The following is a 21,508-nucleotide window of genomic DNA, read 5'->3' as shown; positions in this document are numbered from 1 at the left end:
AACGTCCAGACATTCATATGTGTTTGGTCTAATTTAAATTTGCGTGGCAGGGCAAAGCACTGACCATATTTTGTGCCAGTTGCGTAAGTCCTGTAAACGTAGGGAATCATAAGCAAGATAGCCTGAAAAATGTTTGGCTAGACAGTAATAATTGAGAAAGAACATACTTATGACTAAGAAGACCTACCAAGATAAAGACCGCGATCTGGATGCTTTATTAAAAGATATTGAAACCTGGTTTAGTGGACAAGGCTATGAGATACAGACCAATAAAACAGATAAAACTTGGTTCTTGCAAGCTGCAAAAACTGAGATGTGGCGGAAAGCAGTTGGTGCATCTAGAGCATTCAACGTTCTGATTCAAGGACAACCGAAAGATTTTTCTGTGGAACTTAGCACTGGAGAATGGGCATCGAATTTGGCTGCTGGTGGTGTTGCGGCGGTCTTGACGGGTGGTGTCACTCTGCTTGTTAGTGGTCTTGCCGCAGGCTGGTCAAAGAAGATTGAGGGTGATTTGTGGAATTTTATTGACCAGAAGGTTATGTTTGGCGAAAAAGCTAAGTCTGTTCAAGAGTTAGTTGTCGTGAAGACTAAAAACACCTTAGAAGAGAAACTTAAGCAGCTTAGAAATGCTTACGATCAAGGTTTTATTGATGAGGTTGCATACAATGCTAAGAAGCTAGAAATTGAAGGTCAAATGCGGGTTACTTACCAAAATGCCGAGACTGAAGGAAAGCTGATAAAACTTAAGAGCTTGCTTGATGCAGGAATTTTAACCCAAGGTGAATTTGAAATGAAGAAGGCTGAATTCATGCGAGAGCCTTCTAATTCGGAATTAGATGTCCAGATTTCTAAACTCAATGCTGCTCTGGCTGCGGCAATTATTACACAAGAGGAGTACGAGAGCAAGAAGGCAACCATTCAGAGAGAATCTGAACTTGGAGGTAAAATCAAGCAGCTTGAAAATGCTAGAGATGCTGGAATCATTACTCGTGAAGAGTTTGACAAGAAAAAGCTAGCTCTGCTTGTCTAAAAACCAGCATTCAAGATAAATTGCGACTTTGATTGTCCATTCTTCTCAATATTGAACTATAAGCCGTTTCTGTTTTTGATACATCTAAAAATCAAAGCGCCCTTCCAATCTGGGAGAGCGCTTTTTGATTTAGCTAAACTTCCCAATTAACGGTTGATAGGAGAAGCGGTAAGAGCAACAAGATCAACATCACCAGCAGCCAAATCTAGGGGGAAGTTGTGAGCATTGTGATCGTACATTACTTCCATACCCAGGTTAGCCCACCTACTTACATCTGCCCAATGTTCACTATATTTAGAACCCACATTCCGCACTTCAAAATGTATTATCTATCTTTTCAATAAAAATTCCTAATAATGTTCAAATTATTAAGTATTAATATTGAATACCATTGGCGATTTATGTTGTTGATTTAACCATTTTTTTCCACCTATGGGAAATCTACGCATATTACACGATGAAGTGCGGAAAGTCGGTTAGAAGCAAAATTGAGATTTGTAAAGAAATCTTATATATAGGTATTGATTATCACAGTGATTTTTTTAGTGATGAATCGCGTCTAGAGACACAATTCATCCGGTTTTATGGTTTTATCAACCAGGCGGCCAGTTCAATTGGCGTCCTCCTAAAATATGCAGATGTAAGTGGTGGACTGTCTGGCCACCATCATCACCAGTGTTGATGACAACTCGATAACCGTTTTCCAGTCCAGCTTCTTTTGCAACACGTTTGGCGGTTAACAAAAGATGCCCCAACAAAGCATGATCCTGAGATTCAGCATCAGCTAGTGTGGGAAGGGGTTTTTTGGGAATGACGAGGATGTGAACAGGCGCTTGCGGGTGGATGTCCTTGAATGCTAAGGCTAAATTATCCTCATAAACAATATCAACGGGGATTTCCCGACGAATGATTTTGCTGAAAATCGTTTCTGTAGTTTCACTCATACCAATCTACCTACTCATCTGCTAGAGATTTTAACCTTGAAGGTGCAAAAGCTTTAATCCCAAAATATACGGCTACGGAATTTTTTTATATACTACAAGCTGCAATTTATTTTGATAGGCGAGACTACTGCCAACAGCTACGATATATTTTGCCATTCGGACAGGATGCAAAACATACAATAATATTGCTATATCTTTGTAGTTGAAATTTTAATAAACCACAAAGGCTTAAAAATCACAAAGCCGATTGCAACACAACCGTATTTGATGGCTAAATCAATTGTTTCAACAAACCGGCTCGGTAGCCAGTTAATCCACTGGTTGCTTGAAGAAGATCGACGAGAGAAAAAAGGGCCTTACCGGAAAGAAGAACCACATCGCCAGCATCCTTGGTGGCAGGTGATGTGCTTAACTGGTGTAGATTATTTCTCGACCCTTGGCTATCAACCTGGGATTGCAGCACTGGCGGCTGGCGCTCTTTCTCCTATAGCTACCCTGATTCTAGTTTTGCTGACGCTCTTTGGAGCATTGCCAATCTATCGGCGCGTTGCTGCCGAAAGCCCTCATGGTGAAGGGTCGATCGCAATGTTAGAGCGTTTGCTCCCCTGGTGGCAAGGCAAATTACTTGTGCTATGCCTACTCGGATTTGTGGCAACTGACTTTATTATTACCATTACCCTGTCAGCTGCTGATGCTACAGCCCATATCATCGAAAATCCGCTTATCCCACATTGGCTTCACAATCAGACGATCGCTATCACCCTGATATTAGTTGTATTACTAGGCGCAGTTTTCTTGAAAGGTTTCAAAGAAGCGATTGGTATTGCAGTCTTTTTGGTGGGAGTTTATCTGCTGCTAAACTTTATTCTCGTTGGCCTGGGCTTGTATCAGATTTTAACTCACCCAGAAGCGATCGCAAACTGGCAGACTGCACTTTTTGCCCGCGATTCCAACCCTTTAATATTACTTGGCATAGCTCTTTTGATATTCCCTAAGCTAGCCCTGGGATTATCAGGGTTTGAGACTGGCGTAACCGTTATGCCCCTGGTCAAAGGTAGCAACAATAACACTCCCGACCAGCCCAAAGGGCGGATTCAGAATACACGCAAGCTGCTCACCAGTGCTGCTCTGATTATGAGCTTCTTTTTGCTTACCACCAGCTTTATCACCACTTTATTGATTCCAGCCGGAGAATTTGTCTCTGGGGGTAAAGCTAATGGACGGGCCCTAGCCTACTTGGCACATCTGTATCTAGGCGATGGCATTGGCACAATTTACGATTTAAGTACTATTTCTATTTTGTGGTTTGCAGGTGCATCTGCAATGGCAGGGTTGCTGAATATTGTGCCTCGCTACCTACCACGCTATGGCATGGCACCCAATTGGGCAAGAGCAACGCGACCTTTAGTGTTAGTCTACACAGCGATCGCCTTTGTTGTCACAATTATCTTCAGAGCTAATGTGGAAGCCCAAGGTGGGGCTTATGCAACTGGTGTGCTTGTGTTAATTACCTCAGCCGCCTTTGCCGTAACCTTATCAGCCCACCGTCACAGACAGAAGCGGGCAAGACTGGTATTTGCAATTATCACACTGTTATTTTTATATACCACTGTTGTTAATATCATCGAAAGACCAGAAGGCATTAGAATCGCTGGTTTTTTCATCAGTGCGATCATTTTTACCTCGCTGGTTTCTCGTGTTTGGCGTTCAACTGAACTGCGAACAGAGCGGATCGAAGTTGACGAACTTGCTAGCCAATTCCTTGCCGAAGAGAGCCAGGGAGCAATACGGCTAATTGCTAATAGGTTGAATACGGGTGATGTCCTAGAGTATTCTCTCAAAGAGAAAGAAGTACGCGAGGACAACCATATTCCACCCAACGATCCAATTCTTTTTCTAGAGATTCGGGTATCAGATGCTTCGGAATTTGCGGATGTGATCAAAGTAAGAGGGGTACAAGTTGGTGATTACCGCATCCTCCGGGCTGAGAGTGCAGCAGTACCTAATGCGATCGCAGCTTTACTACTCTATATTCGTGACCAAACAGGTAAGATTCCCCATGCTTACTTCGGCTGGGTTGAGGGCAACCCCATACAATATTTACTGCGTTTTATCTTGTTTGGGGAAGGTGATATTGCTGTAGTCACCCGTGAAGTACTCCGTCGGGCTGAAAAGAATCCCCATAAGCGTCCTGGCGTTCATGTTGGCGGATGAGAAAATTTATAGCGATTCTCATTTGAGTCTTGGCTAGGTACATGGCATTATCGTGTACCTATGAGTATTTGTGTTATCTGAATTGGGCTATAGTGAATCCCACGTTTTTAAACGTGGGTTCCCTTTTGCCTTCTGAAATATTTTACATTTGAATTGTCGTCGATTTATTTCCAGATATACTGGCTGATCCAATAACCGAAAATCATTAATAACAAGAAATCAAGACAATTGAGTGATTCGCAGCAATATTTTATGCTGCGAATGTTCGGAGTTGGAATTACTGAATTTGAAATAAAATACAGAAGAGGGCATCTAACGATTTGCCCAAAAGAATAAGCGTAAATCCTGACAATTACTGTGTGAAATTAAAAATGCAAATATAAATTTGGGGAAAGTTTGTATTTAAGCATTTAAATGACAGATTTTTTCTGAAGGTGTCCTTTCTAATTGGTCATTGGTCCTTTCTAATTGGTCATTGGTCATTGGTCATTGGTCATTGGTCATTGGTCATTGGTCATTAGTTAGGGACTTCCAAATAAAAAAATGTTCCAAAACGGACGCAAAAACTCTCTCTATTTCTTCTCTCTGCGTTCTCTGTGTCTAATAAGGTTCGTTTATTGGAATAATTTATTTCTTGGAAGTCCCTTAGAACTGATCATTTAAGTAGGTAGGCAAGATAAAACCAAACTATGTACCGAAAAGTAAAATCTCTGTATTTTGCTCGTAGTTGCGCTGTCTTCGCTAAAGCGCAACTACGAGCCAGTGATGATTATTTGCGCCCACTTACTTAGTTAAGGACAAATGACAAATGTGCAAATTGAATGCAGATTAGCTTATACCATTTCTTTGTGAGGCTGCGCCAAATTTTCTTAGCTTCTTCTTTCTTTGTTTCTTTGTGTCCTACCCTTCGGGAAGCCACTTCGTGTCTATGCACCCTTTGTGGTTCGTTCCTTATATATTTTGGCGCATCTTCATACAGAATTGGTATTAGGACTTGTTTTAAGAAGCATTAGCGGATGCAATACTGCGTAGGTTTTGCCTAAAAAATAACTCCAATGTAGGTTGGTTTGAGGAACGAAACCCAACATTTTTAGGGATTTGTTGGGTAACACTTAAGTTCAACCCAACCTACAAATTTTTTTAACCTACGCAGTATTGTTAGCGGATGAATTGCGTAAATCCTCAACAGGAAGCGAGTAGTCTATCTGGAAATTTGTAGTTTTCCAGAAAATTACTTCACTTCATAATTTTTACGTAGTTTAAAAGGTGAGGCATAATGCAATATTGGATTCGCAGTGGTAGAATTCGTTCTTCAGGAAATTTTTGTACAGGCGTGGCGCTGATGGTGGCAACTCTATTTTCTTGGTCATCACCTTTAGCAGGTACACCCAACTTTACTATAGCAACAGCCGCGTCAGTGGATGAAAACAGCATCACTGCATCTAATATCAGGCAAACATCCCAACCTCGCTGGATTGAAATTGACTTGTCAGAGCAACGCTTACGTGCATGGGAAGGTAAAAGACTTGTTTATTCATACCGCATCTCTGGAGGCAAGCGATCAACCCCCACACCCATAGGTAGATTTCGGATTAATTCTAAGTATCGCACTCACCGGATGCGAGGCAGGGATTACAATATTCCTGATGTTCCTTACACAATGTATTTCTACAGAGGCTATGCCATCCACGGTGCTTACTGGCATAATCGGTTTGGGACTCCAGTTAGCCACGGTTGCGTAAATTTACCTGTTAAGCAAGCTCGCAATCTTTACAACTGGGCTTCAACAGGAACTTTGGTAGTGGTGCAGAAATAATTCGTAATTAAGAGTTGCAATTCTGCCTTTGATGTATGGACGGGTGCGTTCACGGAGTTAAGCACCTGTCTATACATACTGCTAGACTAAAAACACATCTTCGAGGGATTTAGGAGCTATGAGCTACTCAACTACTCAACTATTTACCCTGGAGGAGTTTCTGAAGCTCCCAGAAACAAAGCCTGCGAGTGAATATATAAACGGTGAGATTATTCCTAAGCCAATGCCAAAAGGGAAGCATAGTCGATTGCAGCTGAGACTCTGCAATAGAATTAACGAAGTAGCAGAAAGCCAAAAAATTGCTTATGCATTCCCAGAGTTGCGCTGTAGTTTTGGTATCCGCTCAATTGTGCCTGATGTAGCGGTTTTTAATTGGTTACGAATTCCATTTGATGCTGATGGGGAAGTTCCTAACGATTTTTTGCTGTGGCCAGATTGGACAATTGAAATCCTCTCTCCAGAACAAAGTTCAAACCGAGTAATTGGCAACATCCTTTATTGCTTACAGCATGGTTGCCGATTAGGATGGTTAATTGATCCAACGGATCGCTCAATTTTGGTTTTCCGTGCGGGTGAACAACCAAAGTTGTTGCAAAAGAGCGATCGCCTAGAAGTTTTAGAGGAGATTGACCTAGAATTAACAGTAGAGCAGGTTTTTAGTTGGCTGAAAATGGAAAATAGCTAACAAAAGAATTAATTTAGTCTGCGGCAATGAAAGCGATCGTTTTGCTAAAGTGGCCTGTTGTTAATGAGGTCACGGAGAATCAGAAAATTGCCTATGCATTTCCCGAATTACGGTGTAGTTTTGGCGATCGCTCAAGTTTAAAATAACCTCTAACTCAATTGTGCCACTAATTGATTTTCCAACAGCGTATCATTTGTTAACAAGTCTTCAACGGTGATTCGCAAAAAGCGTTGCTCATCAACTTGAAAGAGAATTTTTATGCGATCGCTTCCAGGATATCCTGGTGGTGTCAATTGGGCAATTGTCCTGGCGCCTTCTTGATCGTTGAGGGGTTTTACAGTGGTTTCACTATTGTCCATCCGGCGAGTAATCAAGCGATCGCCATCAAAATAAACTTCAGTACTACCCGTATCTGCTCCCAATTCTCCCATAATTAGTTCAATGCTGGGCTGATTTTCTACAGAAGCGCCTAAGACTAATTCCACTGGTTGACTCATCGGGTATGCCTGTCCAGCTTTAATTAAAGAATGCCATTTGTGACGCTGATTGCGACGATCCCAGTAGCGGATACCATAACTATGGTAGAGAAAGTCTTTGATTTGCACACCTTGTGCTAACTGTAATGCACCTTGAGCGATCGCTTCAAAGGGACGTTCGCAACGGATTTTTTCTGGCTCAAAATACTGTTTTATCCATGTCTGCACTGCTGGTAATTGCACTGTCCCACCAACTAATAAAACTGCATTAATATCTGGAAGTTCTATTCCTTGGCGTCTTGCTTGCTGCAACAGCGTCGTCATCGACTCATCTAGTAATTCAAAAAATGCGTGTTCTTTGAGGATATTTTCAAAAGTGTCCCGGTTTAGTTCCAGTTCATAGCTTTCATAAGTCTCATCGTCAAAATAAACTTCACTAGCTTGGTTTTGAGTTGATAGCTGAATTTTTACCCGTTCTGCCAATCTTGTTGTCAACGGACTTATCGCCAGTTCTTGAGTTTTGGCAAAGTAATCTACCAACCAATTATCAATATCAGTACCGCCCAAATTTTGCCCAGCTTTCGCCAATACACGGGCTGTTTTAACTTTTTGTTTTGAATCTTCAGCCAGAGACTTATTACCCCACTTGAGGATAAATCCGAGCGGTTTTGTAGTTGTTTGCACGCCTCGATCCAACCTGACAAGCGATAAATCCAAAGTGCCGCCGCCAAAGTCAATCACCAAGAGAATTTCTTGATCTGCCAAGCCATAACCCAAAGCGGCGGCTGTGGGTTCATCCAACATCCGCACTTGCTCGACGGGGAGGGCTTGACAAACTGTCCCCAACCAGTGACGATAAGCTTCAAAACTGTCTACGGGTACGGTTAAAACTAGAGAATCTAACCCACCTTGCAGGGGTGCTAGTTCTTCAATTACTTTGGTGAGGAACCATTCCCCTACTTGTTCAAAGGTGACAAGTTGCCCATCTAATTCGGGTAAGAAACCTTGGATATCTGCACCGATACCGCGTTTGAAGCTGCGGAAAAATCTAGTGTCGCCCTTGAGGTCAAGACCGCGATCGCGTACTTGTTGCCCGACTAAGACTTGATTTTTTGTTGCGTTTTCGACATAAACCAAACTGGGAATCAGTGGCGGATTGAGACTTTGTTTAATTGATAAACCTGGTAGATTCAGGGTTTCTGACTGTTGGGTTACAGGGTTCCAACGAGCAATGACTGTGTTGCTAGTACCAAAATCGATTGCGATCGCCATATCTTATATTTATTATCTCGCATGAAGAGGCCAAAGCTGCTTTATCTCTGATTATTCTCCCCAAATTCTGCAACTTTCGACATTAACTTATCTACCGTAGAGAATTATAGATAAGTTTAGCAAGATTTTTATAATTTAATGTAACTCTATAATTCATCAACAATGCAATTGATAATAAACGAACCACCCCAGACACAGAGAGAAGTTGCGTGCGCGGGTTAAGAGCGTTGAGCAAACTTCGGGAGAACACAAACATAGGAAAAATAGAAAGAGTTTTTGCCTCAGTTTTGGAACATTTTTTTATTTATAAGTCCCTTAGTCGAGGAGATACCACGCCCACAAGGGACGTGGTTTAAATTAGTCTTAATCATTAGTTTTTTTCGTCCACAAGGAGCGAGGTATGTACCAAAAACTTTTATATCATAGAGGCGATGCCTACGGTGGGTTACGCCGGAGCAAGAAATGATTTAACCTCAAATCTAATGGTTTTGGCATGGCTACCACTATCTTGATAGGGCTATCCTTAACTCCTAACTCAATTATTCATGCCGTAACTGCCATGCTGCACCGAAAGCAGCCCCAGCCCCAGCTAACAATCCGGTACTCATTCCTTGGATAGTTTTTTGGATCGGATCTTGGGTTAGACAATCACTTGTAAGCTTACTGTCTTGCAAGCAGAGGCTGCTTTCTGCCCAAGCAGCAGTACCTCCTAAAATTACACCAGTTATACTACAGCAAATAACTAGCAGCAAAAGACGTTGGGTTTTTCTAACCATAGATAGATGTGTCAAAAATTAGAGATAGTGATTCCCTCTCAATTACTTTACACATACTTGCTAGCAAATGTCAGCTGTTTTCAAGATAATTTGCTGATATTGAAAACTTAGCAACGATTAAAAAATCTGATTAAACATCGAAATTTTAAAAAATAACCTCTGGGGAAGGGATATCACCAGAAGTTTTTAATAAAGACATTGGAATAGTCAACAATTTTAAACATAAATTTATTTTTTTACGATTAATTTTATTTGTAATTAAGGATACAAATTCACTTGTCAATCGCATAGCTCATATTTTTACCTTTTTTGAGGCACTAATACAGGCAGTTGATGGGCACCGGCTACAGATTTGGCGTGTTGTCCAACAGTCAAAACATTAAACTGACTGGATATAATTTCTAAACTTTTGTTCACTATTGCCAGCTTTTTGTAGGTGGGAAGGCTCATTCCAGGGAAGAATGATAGCTCTGGCACATCCTCTTGACTTACAAAGTCTGTAGGATGAAATAGCAAAGAAGGCTGGACATGCGTAAGTTTACACAGCCATAGGGCAATTCGCAGGTAGAGTAAAGCCACTTCCGAAGAAAATGTACTCAGATACATTATATAACTGAAGTGAATTGGCACCTTAAAAATTGGCATGGTGGTAACAGGAATTTCAGTGAGTCTATCCTTACCCATCTTCCACTGGTAAGGTTTTAGAGGCTGCAAACCATCTTTGAAACCGCCAAACAGGGCTTCCCGTTTCTTGCGTTCTTCCTTGCTCAGTTTACAAGTCATCAAATAATATGCTCGGGCGATGGGGCCTAAAAATGTGGGAAAAGTCGAAGCATCATACTCATATCCCCGTCGTGCTAAGACTTTCAATACCGCAGGAGAAAAACTGTATCCAGGTCCCCGGAAGCCGATAGGATGTTGATGAGTGACGCGCTTGATATGTTGTTCGGCTAAGGCCACCTCTTGTTCAATCTCATCCTCTGAATACAGATGTAGCCAAGGATCGTGGTAAAATGAATGATTGCCAATTTCGTGACCGGCGATGGCGATCGCTTGTAATGCCTTGGTGTTCTTTTCCAGCGCTGCATCCTGACCCACAATGAACACTGTGATTGTCAAATCCCATTGCTGAAAAATATCTAAGAAACGAGGAACTGCAATATCTAAGTAAGAGGGGAAAGTCTCCCAACCCGGAGCGCCCTGATTTTTTAGAAAAGACCAAACATTATCCAAGTCTAAAGAAAGGCTGGCTATTGGCTTGTTTCCTTGTTGCTTTATTTTCATTATTATTTCAAGTATTTAGACAATTTTAAGCGGTAAATATAATTTTAGGTTTGGGCTTTAGCAATCCAGTCTCTACATCCGTCATTTTTATGTTGACATAATAGTATATTTTGTGGTACAGGAATGTGATATAGCGGTTCCGATTCAGATGCGGTACAAAAATCGCGGCGTGTAGGGACACGGCAGTGCCGTGTCCCTACCTGTGTAGCTCACGTAAACCAGAAGTATAAGCAGTTTTTTAACTATTTGTAAGCAGATTACTGCTCATAAGCAACTTTGCCTATGCGATCGCGCCCAGATGGTTGATAAAGATAAGACATATCAGGCCCATCGGGAATTATCCCGCCCGGATTGAGTGGGAATAGGTTCCCGTAGTAGTCCCGCTTCACACTCTCTACATCGCAGGTGTCAGCTACACCTGGAAGCTGATATAAATCACGTAAATAAGCTCCCAAGTTCTGATAGTCTCGAATTCGCTGCCTATTGCACTTAAACAAGCCATAGTAGGCACTATCAAACCGAAATAACGTCGTGAATAAACGCACATCTGCTAACGTGAGATTATCTCCACACAGATATCGACTAGTTTGTAATGCAATGTCAATCTCATCGAGAGTTGCGAACAGTTCATTACAGGCTTGATTGTATGCTTCTTGGCTTTGGGCAAAGCCGCAGCGATACACACCGTTATTTACCGCGTGATAAATCAAATCATTCCACCAGTCAATCTTTTCTTTTAGTTCTTCTGAGTAAAGATTTAGGGTGGGATTGTTGGCAAACTCGTTAAACTCAGAGTTCAGCATCACAATAATCTCTGAACTCTCATTGTTGACGATCGTTTTTGTTTGATTATCCCATAAAATTGGAACTGTAGAGCGTCCACTGTAACCAGGTTCCGCCAACTGATAAAATTCAGCCAGTGTGCCACAACCTTCTTCTTCTGAGTTAAATATCCAACCGCCTTCAATGGGAGAAGGAGAGACGATACATACTGATATTACCGCTTCGAGTTTTTTCAGCGATCGCACAACTAGGGTTCGGTGCGCCCAAGGACAGCCCAGCCCAACATAGAGTTTGTAGCGCCCTGCTGCTGGTGGGTGTGGATTTCCTTCTTCTGTACCAATGAACTTGCGAAACTGGCTATTAGGACGAATATAAGCTCCCGACTGATTGCTAGGAGCAAGCTTTGACATCATCATTTGCCACATAGTCGTCCAGACAAACTTTCCTAGCCAGATGATCAACTTAGGAGGGAGTGTCCTGCCTTTTTTCTTGGAAAGATTTTTCTCGTCATTCATTGGAGTTGAGTTGCTCATGGCGACAATCTGGCTTTGGGAGCGATTGACGTTACTAGTGTTTCTGCTAAGTAGGTTTCGCTTTTTACAACCCACTCTGAACTTTACTACTTTACTTTACTATGCTTTGTATCATAGCTAATCGGCTTAAATTTGCGTAGGCAAAGCCCACCGAAGGTATCGCAGCCAAAAGCGATCGCCACATCTAAAACTGAGTCTAAGGATTGCTCCCTAAAAAACTTACTTACTTTCCCCAGTTTAATTCGTCCATCTATCTCCTGTAATAAATTGCCAATTTATTTAGGAAAAGCCTTAATCGGGATCTCCCTATCCTCTTTATTTTATTTTTTATGTAATCTGTATTGTATTATACATGTAATTAAGATTTCAGCTAATAATTATTCTTTCAAGAAAGAATAACCTAAAAATATTTTCATTTGCATTCTATACAAACCAAAACTCTTGTGGGGTAGGCAACATGAGCGCCCTAGTTGGGCAAAATCAATGCGCGACATCTGAGTGTTTAACCTAATCGCAAATCGAAAGTCAAAAACACAAATTTTTAACCATTAATGCCCAATAACAAGCCATAAAAGGTATATGCGTCATATTTGAAAGCATGGTTCATCCTTTCCGACAAAATACGGTATGATGCTTAATTAGATACTTAACAGCAGGTAGAATCGACAGCGTAATTACTAATCAGGAAACGGTATTTACCTGATCTTGTTATAAAAAACATCACATCTTAATATTAGATAAGCCTAAAAAAGTATAGATATATTTTTAGGAATAAGTTACTGAAACAAAGAACAAAAAAATAAAACTTACGTAGGAATAATTGTAAAGAAAGTGACTCAAACTCATAACAACCCTAACCTTCTAGAGGAAACCGATTTAGGGACTTTCATTGCTCAGGCTACTACCACAGACAAATGGCAAGTATTGTCCTACAATGCTCCAATCCTACCTATACATGCTGCTCTACTTCGTACTGGTAAAATATTGTTTTTCTGCGGTTCAGGTAATGATCCCAGTCGTTTAAATACTCCCTATGACAGCGTGGTTTGGGATGTGAATCAAGGAACCTTTAATCAGCAAAAGGCTCCATTGGATAGTAATAATCAACCTATTGATGTTTTTTGCGCTGGTCAGTCCTTCCGCCCTGATGGTAGGTTATTGGTTGCGGGTGGAACTTTGCGCTATGACCCATTTTATGGTTCACCCTCTGCTTTTTTGTTTGATCCTATTGGCGAGAAATGGGTCAAAATACTACCAATGAATAATGGTCGGTGGTATCCTACTTTGTTAACACTAGGCAGTGGTCGGATCTTTGCAATATCAGGGCCCGATAAAGATGGCAAGCTCAACAAACAACCAGAAATTTATTCATATTTCTTTCCAAATGGTTGGAACGCTTTTCCAAAAACTAGTTCCTTCCCGGCATACGCAAATCTGTTTCTACTCGATAGTGGAAAGATTTTTTATTCAGGTGCCCAGATGGGCGGTAACAATGGAGTAGCACCAACTATACTAACCCTGCCACGGACATTTGCACAATCCATTACAGAAAAAGTGGTACCAGGGCTGCAAGACTCAGCCTTCGGAGATCAAGCTACTAGTGTGCTTTTACCACCTGCACAAGACCAAAAAGTGATGATTATCGGTGGGGGTAGTGGTAGTACGGCAACAAACAGGGTAAATATTGTAGATTTAAAAGCTACTAACCCAACTTATGTAGCAGCAAAGCCTTTAAACTATGCTCGGATGCATCATAGCGCAGTTTTGTTACCCGATCGCACAGTGTTTGTTTGTAATGGTAGCAAAATTAATGAGGACGCAAGACAATCAATGCTGCCAGCAGAAATCTACAATCCAGCTACAAATACCTGGACAGTAGTAGCTAAACAAAATGTCCCCCGTGTATATCACTCAGTAGCCTTGCTCCTACCAGATGGTAGGGTAGTCACAGCTGGGGGTAACCCTAGCCGGACTGTTAATGAACTGCGATTAGAAATCTACACTCCTGCGTATATGTCGCGATCGCGCCCAATTATTCAAAGCGCTCCTCAAGTATTGACCTACGGACACCAATTTACAATTGAGACACCCCAGGCTGGGAATATTAAATGGGTTAGTCTAATTAAACCAATGGCAACCACTCATTCCTGCGATACAGAACAAAGGTTAGTGGATGTGGGGATTAATTCTAGGAACGCTAATTCTCTCAATGTCACGCTAGCAACCAATCGAAACATAATAGTACCAGGCTGGTACATGCTTTTTATTAGTGACAACAATGGAACACCCTCAGTAGCAACCTGGACGCGAATATCATAACTTTACCCGTTTACGTTGAATACACTGTCACTTAATAAAAGTCATTAATTCAAGGAGTGGAAATATGAATTACAAGCTATCACGTCGGCATTTTGGCCAGTTGGTACTTGGTGGAACTATAGTATCTGGGCTTAGTTATCTAAGCAACAAAACTTTGGCGCAAACACCAAGTTTCAAAATTGTCGGTATAGGTTCTGGCTCTATCATCAGCACTGACAAAACCGTTATTCCAGAGGTAGATACCACTGAATTAAATAACATTACCGCAAACATTGTACCCACAGATATTAAGCCTGTAGGGCTAGGACTTGTTTTGGACTCCCTTATTTTGCAATCCTTAAATACAGGAAAGGTTCAGCTTATAAGTCCACTAGTTTCTCAGATACTTGCCGAGAGCGGTACAGCTTTAGTACAGTCTAATGAGACATTAAGTAGCTTCGCTGTTTTAAGCGATGGCACAATTGCCAATCTTAATACATCTCTAGGACAGGTTGATGATATATTGAATAACCTCCCTTCTTTAGGGGATGGTATAATTAACGATGATATATTGACAGGACTTACTTCTCCAGGGAATAACACAGTTCCCGATCAGGTTACACCTTTAGTAGAGACTAATGAGACATTGAGTGGCTTCAGTTGTTTAAGCGATGGCACACTTGTCGTAGCCGCTACTCCTATTATCACTGGTAGTAAACAGGGGACACAGACTCGCATTACATTTTTGGGTACGCCTGTAAAAACTTTGATAATCTCAGGACTGAAACAAAATCAACAGCTTGGGAGCTTGCTAGGCACTATTGATGGGCGACTCATCGGTTTAGTAGGTAAGAAGAACGGTACACCACCGATCAGATTGGTAGATATTAACGTTCAAACAGGAGAGATCACTTCTATTAGTAAGATTAAATTCCCGACGGATCAGCGAGTCAGCAATCTAGCACAGTCCCAAGATGGAACACTCTATACCTCTTTAGTTGGATTAAATGGCGATACAACTTTGGTGCAGCTAGACTCAAATCAAAAAAGTCCGATCAGACTGGCACAATTGAAACTTAATGGTAAAGCATGGAATAATGGCTTACAAAGCTTGGTTTTCTCTCCAACAGGTCAACTCCTAGCATTTGGAGCTATGAGGTATGAGACACCTAATGCTGTGTATAGCATAGATAAGAAGAGTGGAAACATGACTCGGGTACAAGACTTTGACGCTGCCCAGATTACCCTTGCTCGTGAGTAGAAAGGATTGAAGAACAGGCAAGGGGGATGCAAAAGAATGTGATTGACATTCCTCATCTGGGAGCATCCCAATTTTGGCTTAAATCTTTTCCCTCACCCCCAGCCCCTCTCCCAATTTTGGGAGAGGGGAGACATAATTCTTCTAGTTCGCCGAATCCCAGATGACGGGATTCGGGGTTAGGGGATGAGGGCTATCAAGGTTTTTGCACCTGACGGGATGCTCTCCCTCATGTTTGCGTACTCCCCACTGCCCTTTCCCTAAGAAATGCATCAAATGTAAGCCTATCCGGTAGCGAAGTTTGTGCGCCTGGTTTTGTCGCCGCTAAAGCACCGGCTGCTGCACCCCAAACAACTGCTTGGTGTAAAGAAAGTCCTTCAAAAAGTGCCGCTGTCAAGCCGCCATTAAAAGCATCGCCAGCAGCTACTGTGTCAAGTGCATGAACTGGAAACGCAGGTACAAAAAACTTTTCCTCAGCAGTGGCACAAAAAACACCTTTAGCACCTAGTTTGACGATCGCACATTTCACACCCCGTTGTAATAAAACTCCCGCTGCTTTGGCTGCAACTTCTTCTCCATCCACAGCAAAACCCACTAACTGCGCTGCTTCAACTTCATTCGGTGTAATAATATCTACTAACGGGTAAAGTTCATCTGGCAAGTCAGATTGTGCCGGTGCCGGATCGAGAATTACCGTTATTTTAGTTTTTCTTGCTGCTTTAGCTGCTGCAACCACGGCAGTAATCGGAATTTCTAATTGTAAAAGCAGTGCTGTCGCTTCTGGTAATAAATGGGATAATCGTTCTACATCTTCTTGATTGATACATCCATTTGCACCAGGAATTACAATAATTTGATTTTCACCAGCATGATTTACGGCGATGATGGCGACTCCAGAACTAACAGTCTCATCCACGAAAATATTGTCAATCTGCACACCAGATGCTTGTAAATTGTTGACAAGTTCCCCACCAAAATCGTCTGCACCTACACGCCCCACTATTTGAGTAGGAATTCCCAATTTTGCTAATGCTACGGCTTGATTGGCTCCTTTACCTCCCGAAACTTTAAAAAATTCTTCTCCTAGCAACGTTTCTCCGGCGACTGGTAAGCGGGGTGCTGTTGCTACCAAGTCTATATTTATGCTGCCGAAGACGATAATACTCATGATGCTTATTTTGGTTAATATTAAAGTGATTCAGCCTAATATTACAGTCAGCGATCGCAACCGTTATTCCACCAATGGTAGAGATAAAATATTAGTGATCCCGGATAGCTGGATTTTTATTTGACAATCCTAGTAGTCTGACAAGTCAACAATGCTTGGTTTGTAGTGAGCGCTTGGGCGCTCAAATCAAGGATTAAAGTCCTTACTACCAAGTTATTCACAATAATTTTACATTACTTAAGTAGGTAGACAAGATAAAACCAAACCATGTAACGAAAAGTAAAATCTCTGTATTTGGCTCGTAGTTGCGCCCTCTTGCGCTTTAGCGCAACTACGAGCCAGTGATGATTATTTGCGCCCACTTACTTAATATAGTTCGATTTATTCACACCGACTTACTTAGTCATCCCAAAAGAGTTTGTAATAGCAACCAAACATTTAAGCCAAGGATAACAATCGCAACTAACCAAGCTAAAGATTTTAACCACAAGGGATTCACAAACTCACCCATCAAACGGCGATTACTCGTAAACATCACCAATGGAATCACTGCAAACGGTAACTGTAAGCTGAGGATAACTTGACTCAGAACTATGAGGCTGCTTGTACTCTTTTCCCCAAAAAGAATGATTGCAATTAACGCTGGAATAATGGCAATTAGACGGGTTATTAAACGGCGTAACCAAGATGGAAAGCGAAATTGCAAAAAGCCTTCCATAACAATTTGTCCTGCGAGAGTTGCAGTTAGCGTTGAACTTTGCCCAGAAGCAAGTAAAGCGATGCCAAAAATAGCACTAGCAGCACTAACTCCTAACAATGGTGAAAGTAATTTATAAGCATCTTGAATTTCTGCCACATTCTGATTACCAGAAAAATGGAATGTTGCAGCAGACACAATTAAAATTGCTGAGTTGATAAACAATGCAAATGACAAAGCAAAAGTTGAATCAATTGTGCCAAACTTAATTGCTTCCCATCTTTTTTTAGTATTAGGTTGCCAATCACGCGTTTGGACAATTGAGGAGTGTAAATATAAGTTGTGAGGCATCACTGTTGCCCCTAAAATGCCGATCGCAATGTAGAGCATTTCTGGATTCTGTAAAATCTCTCTTTTGGGTACATATCCCAACAAAATCCCCTCCATATCAGGGCGGGAGAAAAGTACTTCTGTTGTAAAACAGATGCCTACAGTTGCTACCAGCATTATTACTAGGGCTTCTGTATAGCGAAAGCCTTTATGTTGTAAGAATAACAATACCAGAACATCCAGTGCTGTGATGCAAACACCCCACACTAAGGGAATACCAAATAAAAGTTGTAGCGCGATCGCACTTCCTAGTAGTTCTGCTAAGTCACAAGCTGCGATCGCAATCTCACATAGTACCCACAAACAAAAATTTACCCTGCGGCTGAAATAGTCTCGACAAGCCTGCGCCAAATCTCGCCCTGTTGCAACACCCAAACGTACACATAGTGATTGGAGTAATATCGCCATCAGGTTCGACAGCAGGATTACTGTTAATAGAGTGTACCCAAATTTTGACCCCCCAGCGATGTCTGTTGCCCAATTTCCAGGATCAATGTATCCGACTGAAACCAGATACCCTGGCCCTGTATAAGCCATCATCTTGCGCCAAAAGCTTCTGCTGTTAGGGACTCTAATACTGCGGTGAACCTCTGGTAAACTAGGTTTGTTTTCTGGTGGAATCATTTACTTTGCCCTTAAATATTCTCATATTGTTTTCATAATCCTATAAAATATAAAATAAACATCAACCTTGGGCGAGTAGGATCAATACGCTTGGGTTAGTTATATTTCAATTGCCCCACTTAGAGAGTACTTTGGATCATTAGTAAAGACCTTGAGGATAGATAATAAAATAGAAGCGGTAATCGAGCGATCGCCCGAACGAATTGCAGTAGAACCACTGGTAATGGTGCAGCAATTCCTTCTAATTTGTTGGAAATTCTTAATAGTGAAAGTAATTATTGCTATATTAAAAGAAACAGCAAAAAACTGTGGCTACTGTATTAAAATCTCATCGGATATCAAGAAGGCGTAAACATTCAACGCATCCTATCTGGCGTTTGCTTGAATATGGACACCAGTATCGTAAACAAATTTGGCTGGCGACTACTTATTCTACCCTCAATAAATTTTTCGACTTAGCACCACCCGGCTTAATTGGCGTCGCGGTGGATGTGGTAGTTAAGCAGCAGGATTCCATGATTGCTCAGTTAGGGGTACGCGATGTCTTTCAACAATTTTTGATTATTTCCTTCCTGACTGTGATCATTTGGATACTAGAATCTGTTTTTGAGTACGCCTACGCTCGACTTTGGCGCAATTTGGCTCAAAATATTCAGCATGACTTGCGTTTAGATGCATACAAACATTTGCAAGAATTAGAATTGGCTTATTTTGAAGAACGCAGCACTGGCGGTTTAATGTCTATCCTCAGTGATGATATTAACCAATTAGAGCGGTTTTTGGATGGAGGAGCGAATGATATTATCCAAGTTTCCGCAACTGTTCTAATTATAGGCGCGGCTTTCTTTATTTTGGCTCCTAGTGTAGCGTGGATGGCTTTATCACCGATGCCATTTATCCTCTGGGGTTCCTTTGCTTATCAACGACTCCTTGCACCTCGCTACGCCGATGTCCGCGAAAAGGTAGGTTTCCTAAATTCGCGTTTGTCAAACAATATCAGTGGAATTACTACTATTAAAAGTTTCACTGCTGAAACTTATGAAGCCTCTCGTTTGGAATTAGATAGTGAAGCTTATCGCCGCAGTAACTCTAAAGCAATTACTCTTTCTGCTGCTTTTGTACCGTTAATCCGGATGCTGATTTTGGTGGGTTTCACTGCATTACTTTTATATGGCGGAATGGCAGCAGTTTCTGGAAAAATGTCTGTAGGTACTTACAGCGTATTAGTGTTTTTAATTCAGCGATTGCTGTGGCCTTTAACTAGATTAGGCGAAACTTTTGACCAATATCAACGAGCAATGGCTTCTACTAATCGAGTCATGAATTTGTTGGATACTCCTATCGCTATTCATACAGGTGATGTATCGTTACCTGTAAATGAAGTGCGCGGTGAAGTCCAATTTAAAAATGTTTATTTTGCCTATAAAGATAGATTTCCAGTTATTAAAAATCTGTCTTTGGATATTCCGGCGGGGAAAACCATTGCAATTGTCGGTTCAACTGGTTCTGGTAAAAGCACTTTAGTTAAACTTTTGTTGCGGTTATACGAAGTGCAAACGGGAAGCATTACTCTCGATGGCATTGATTTGCAAAGTTTAAATTTAAAAGATTTACGCCGTTGCATTGGTTTGGTGAGTCAAGATGTCTTTCTATTTCATGGCACCATAGCAGAGAATATTGCTTATGGTAGCTTTGAGACTACAGAGCAAGAAATTATCACGGCGGCGAAGATAGCCGAGGCGCACGAATTTATTATTGAATTGCCCCAAGGTTATGAGACAATTGTGGGGGAAAGAGGACAAAAGTTATCTGGTGGGCAAAGACAACGGATTGCGATCGCCCGTGCAGTCTTGAAAAATCCCCCGATTCTGATTTTAGATGAGGCTACCTCGGCAGTGGATAATGAGACAGAAGCAGCAATCCAGCGATCGCTCGAACGGATTACAGTAGATAGAACTACAATTGCGATCGCTCATCGTCTTTCCACAATCCGCAATGCCGATTGCATTTATGTCATGGAACATGGGAAATTAGTAGAGTCGGGAACCCATGAGCAACTGTTGGAGAAAGACGGGATTTATTCCGGTCTCTGGCGTGTACAATCAGGCTTGAGGTGAGTCTCACTCATTCTTTGTCAATTACGAATTACGAATTACGAATTACGAATTATTTATGTTTTTTGCCAATAATCAACCAGAATCAGGTGATAATAAGTGGCGTCGCCAGTTGGATAAGTTTGTCAAAGCAAATCAGCAAGAATTGGCGGCGCTGTTTTGGGGATTGTGGTTAGCAAATGGTGACAGTCAAGGTACTGTTGGTATTGATTTGCAACCAACGCCGCATTTTGTTTATTGTCCGAAAGAGCAGATTGAGAAGTTAAATATTCAAGTTGAAAATCGACTTCAGGAAATTTTGGGAATTGTGGAGAATCACAAGCCGGATGTGGAAGTTGTGATGATTGGGATTGGGAAGGGGGAAATTAAGTTAGTTCAGTTTGCACCGGAACCAGCGCCACCGATTTGTTTTGAGGAAGTTGGGAAGGATGTGGATGGGTTATTGGAAGTTTTGGAACAAAAGATGACTGAAGAGTTGAAGTTATGAATATACTAAGCCTTCAATAGTAGTAGTGCAGACAGAATTTATTTGTATAGCAGTTATTTATCATCTTTAGGCTTTTAAAAATGAGTCGTAATATTTCAGATATTATTCTCATTGGCCCAATTAGTACAGGTAAAAGCACGCTTGGAAAACTTCTTGCCGAGAAGCTAGGAATTCCACAGTGTTCTATGGACGATGTACGATTGGATTATTATAAAGAAATAAATTATGATGAAAACCTGGCAAAGCAAATAAGAGAAAAAGAAGGGCTTCAAGGTATTTATCGATATTGGAAACCCTTTGAAGCCTACGCGGTTGAAAGAGTACTTTCTGAATATAGCAATTGTGTTATTGATTTTGGCGCAGGCCATTCTGTTTATGAAGATGATGAACTTTTCAGACGGGTGCAACAAGTTTTAGAGCCATATATAAATATTGTGTTGATTCTTCCCTCTCCAGATTTAGAAGAATCTATCCAAATACTTAACGAACGCAATGGTGGTATTGTCAGTAATGGATTTGATTTGAACGAACATTTTGTTAAGCATCATTCAAATTATGATTTAGCAAAACTCGTTGTTTATACAAAGGCTAAGTTACCTGAAGAAACAGGAGACGAGATACTTAAAAGTGTAAAACTTTAAAGCTGATTCCTTGTT

Annotated in this window: 17 protein-coding genes and 1 pseudogene; 10 read left to right on the top strand and 8 right to left on the bottom strand. The window is 41.3% G+C overall.

The window, feature by feature from the left end:
• The first annotated feature begins 169 nt into the window (after window positions 1–169).
• The gene (locus V7K32_RS05945; RefSeq protein WP_334991179.1) at window positions 170–1,033 is read left to right on the top strand and encodes an SHOCT domain-containing protein; all 864 of its coding nucleotides are present in this window, start codon (window positions 170–172) and stop codon (window positions 1,031–1,033) included.
• A 146-nt stretch (window positions 1,034–1,179) separates the two neighbouring features.
• Here the strand turns inward: V7K32_RS05945 and V7K32_RS05940 are convergent.
• Together V7K32_RS05940 and V7K32_RS05935 are read right to left on the bottom strand one after the other, a co-directional pair.
• Window positions 1,180–1,314 (bottom strand): annotated as a pseudogene (locus tag V7K32_RS05940) (photosystem II q(b) protein); the annotation flags it as partial.
• 312 nt (window positions 1,315–1,626) lie between these two features.
• Complete coding sequence (locus V7K32_RS05935; RefSeq protein WP_334991177.1) at window positions 1,627–1,977, bottom strand: histidine triad nucleotide-binding protein; 351 nt, start codon at window positions 1,975–1,977, stop codon at window positions 1,627–1,629.
• Between the two features lie 267 nt (window positions 1,978–2,244).
• On the opposite strand from V7K32_RS05935, the gene V7K32_RS05930 reads away from it, so the two are divergent.
• The 3 genes from V7K32_RS05930 (at window position 2,245) to V7K32_RS05920 (ending at window position 6,692) form a co-directional block, all read left to right on the top strand.
• Window positions 2,245–4,191, top strand: a complete 1,947-nt coding sequence (locus tag V7K32_RS05930) for an amino acid transporter (protein ID WP_334991175.1) — start codon at window positions 2,245–2,247, stop codon at window positions 4,189–4,191.
• 1,276 nt (window positions 4,192–5,467) lie between these two features.
• On the top strand, window positions 5,468–6,007 hold the full coding sequence (locus V7K32_RS05925) for a L,D-transpeptidase (protein ID WP_334991173.1): 540 nt from the start codon (window positions 5,468–5,470) through the stop codon (window positions 6,005–6,007).
• A 118-nt stretch (window positions 6,008–6,125) separates the two neighbouring features.
• Window positions 6,126–6,692 carry a Uma2 family endonuclease gene (locus V7K32_RS05920; RefSeq protein ID WP_334991171.1) on the top strand — a complete coding sequence of 189 codons (567 nt, stop codon included), beginning with the start codon at window positions 6,126–6,128 and terminating at the stop codon, window positions 6,690–6,692.
• 149 nt (window positions 6,693–6,841) lie between these two features.
• Here the strand turns inward: V7K32_RS05920 and V7K32_RS05915 are convergent, their stop codons facing one another.
• From V7K32_RS05915 to V7K32_RS05900, 4 genes are all read right to left on the bottom strand, one after another.
• Entirely contained in the window at window positions 6,842–8,440 is a 1,599-nt protein-coding gene (locus V7K32_RS05915) for an Hsp70 family protein (RefSeq protein ID WP_334991169.1), read from the bottom strand.
• A gap of 539 nt (window positions 8,441–8,979) precedes the next feature.
• The gene (locus V7K32_RS05910) at window positions 8,980–9,216 is read right to left on the bottom strand and encodes a hypothetical protein (protein WP_334991167.1); all 237 of its coding nucleotides are present in this window, start codon (window positions 9,214–9,216) and stop codon (window positions 8,980–8,982) included.
• Between the two features lie 300 nt (window positions 9,217–9,516).
• The gene (locus V7K32_RS05905; protein ID WP_334991165.1) at window positions 9,517–10,500 is read right to left on the bottom strand and encodes a polysaccharide deacetylase family protein; all 984 of its coding nucleotides are present in this window, start codon (window positions 10,498–10,500) and stop codon (window positions 9,517–9,519) included.
• A gap of 257 nt (window positions 10,501–10,757) precedes the next feature.
• Entirely contained in the window at window positions 10,758–11,816 is a 1,059-nt protein-coding gene (locus V7K32_RS05900; RefSeq protein ID WP_334991163.1) for a glutathione S-transferase family protein, read from the bottom strand.
• Between the two features lie 831 nt (window positions 11,817–12,647).
• On the opposite strand from V7K32_RS05900, the gene V7K32_RS05895 reads away from it, so the two are divergent.
• Together V7K32_RS05895 and V7K32_RS05890 are read left to right on the top strand one after the other, a co-directional pair.
• A complete protein-coding gene (locus tag V7K32_RS05895; RefSeq protein WP_334991161.1) occupies window positions 12,648–14,135 on the top strand; it encodes a galactose oxidase-like domain-containing protein in 1,488 nt (495 codons plus the stop codon).
• Between the two features lie 64 nt (window positions 14,136–14,199).
• Window positions 14,200–15,375, top strand: a complete 1,176-nt coding sequence (locus V7K32_RS05890; protein ID WP_334991159.1) for a hypothetical protein — start codon at window positions 14,200–14,202, stop codon at window positions 15,373–15,375.
• 226 nt (window positions 15,376–15,601) lie between these two features.
• On the opposite strand, the gene rbsK is transcribed toward V7K32_RS05890, so the two are convergent.
• Window positions 15,602–16,540, bottom strand: a complete 939-nt coding sequence (rbsK, locus tag V7K32_RS05885) for a ribokinase (protein ID WP_334991158.1) — start codon at window positions 16,538–16,540, stop codon at window positions 15,602–15,604.
• Between rbsK and V7K32_RS05880 the strand changes: the two genes are divergently transcribed.
• The gene (locus V7K32_RS05880) at window positions 16,539–16,664 is read left to right on the top strand and encodes a hypothetical protein (protein WP_334991156.1); all 126 of its coding nucleotides are present in this window, start codon (window positions 16,539–16,541) and stop codon (window positions 16,662–16,664) included. The genes rbsK and V7K32_RS05880 overlap by 2 nt on opposite strands.
• A gap of 279 nt (window positions 16,665–16,943) precedes the next feature.
• On the opposite strand, the gene V7K32_RS05875 is transcribed toward V7K32_RS05880, so the two are convergent.
• Window positions 16,944–18,251, bottom strand: coding sequence for an Nramp family divalent metal transporter (locus V7K32_RS05875; protein WP_334991154.1), 1,308 nt, complete (start codon window positions 18,249–18,251; stop codon window positions 16,944–16,946).
• Window positions 18,252–18,559: 308 nt separating this feature from the next.
• On the opposite strand from V7K32_RS05875, the gene V7K32_RS05870 reads away from it, so the two are divergent.
• From V7K32_RS05870 to V7K32_RS05860, 3 genes are all read left to right on the top strand, one after another.
• Window positions 18,560–20,368 (top strand): ABC transporter ATP-binding protein, encoded by a 1,809-nt coding sequence (locus V7K32_RS05870; RefSeq protein ID WP_334991152.1) that lies wholly within the window; start codon window positions 18,560–18,562, stop codon window positions 20,366–20,368.
• Window positions 20,369–20,423: 55 nt separating this feature from the next.
• Window positions 20,424–20,852 carry a beta-carboxysome assembly chaperone CcmS gene (gene ccmS / locus V7K32_RS05865; protein WP_334991150.1) on the top strand — a complete coding sequence of 143 codons (429 nt, stop codon included), beginning with the start codon at window positions 20,424–20,426 and terminating at the stop codon, window positions 20,850–20,852.
• A gap of 80 nt (window positions 20,853–20,932) precedes the next feature.
• Window positions 20,933–21,493 (top strand): shikimate kinase, encoded by a 561-nt coding sequence (locus tag V7K32_RS05860; protein WP_334991148.1) that lies wholly within the window; start codon window positions 20,933–20,935, stop codon window positions 21,491–21,493.
• Window positions 21,494–21,508 lie beyond the last annotated feature (15 nt).

The sequence above is a fragment of the Nostoc sp. genome (assembly GCF_036917635.1).
Classification (GTDB): domain Bacteria; phylum Cyanobacteriota; class Cyanobacteriia; order Cyanobacteriales; family Nostocaceae; genus Nostoc.
The sequence above is the reverse complement of the archived record's forward strand: the minus strand, read 5'-3'. Positions and strand labels throughout refer to the sequence as shown.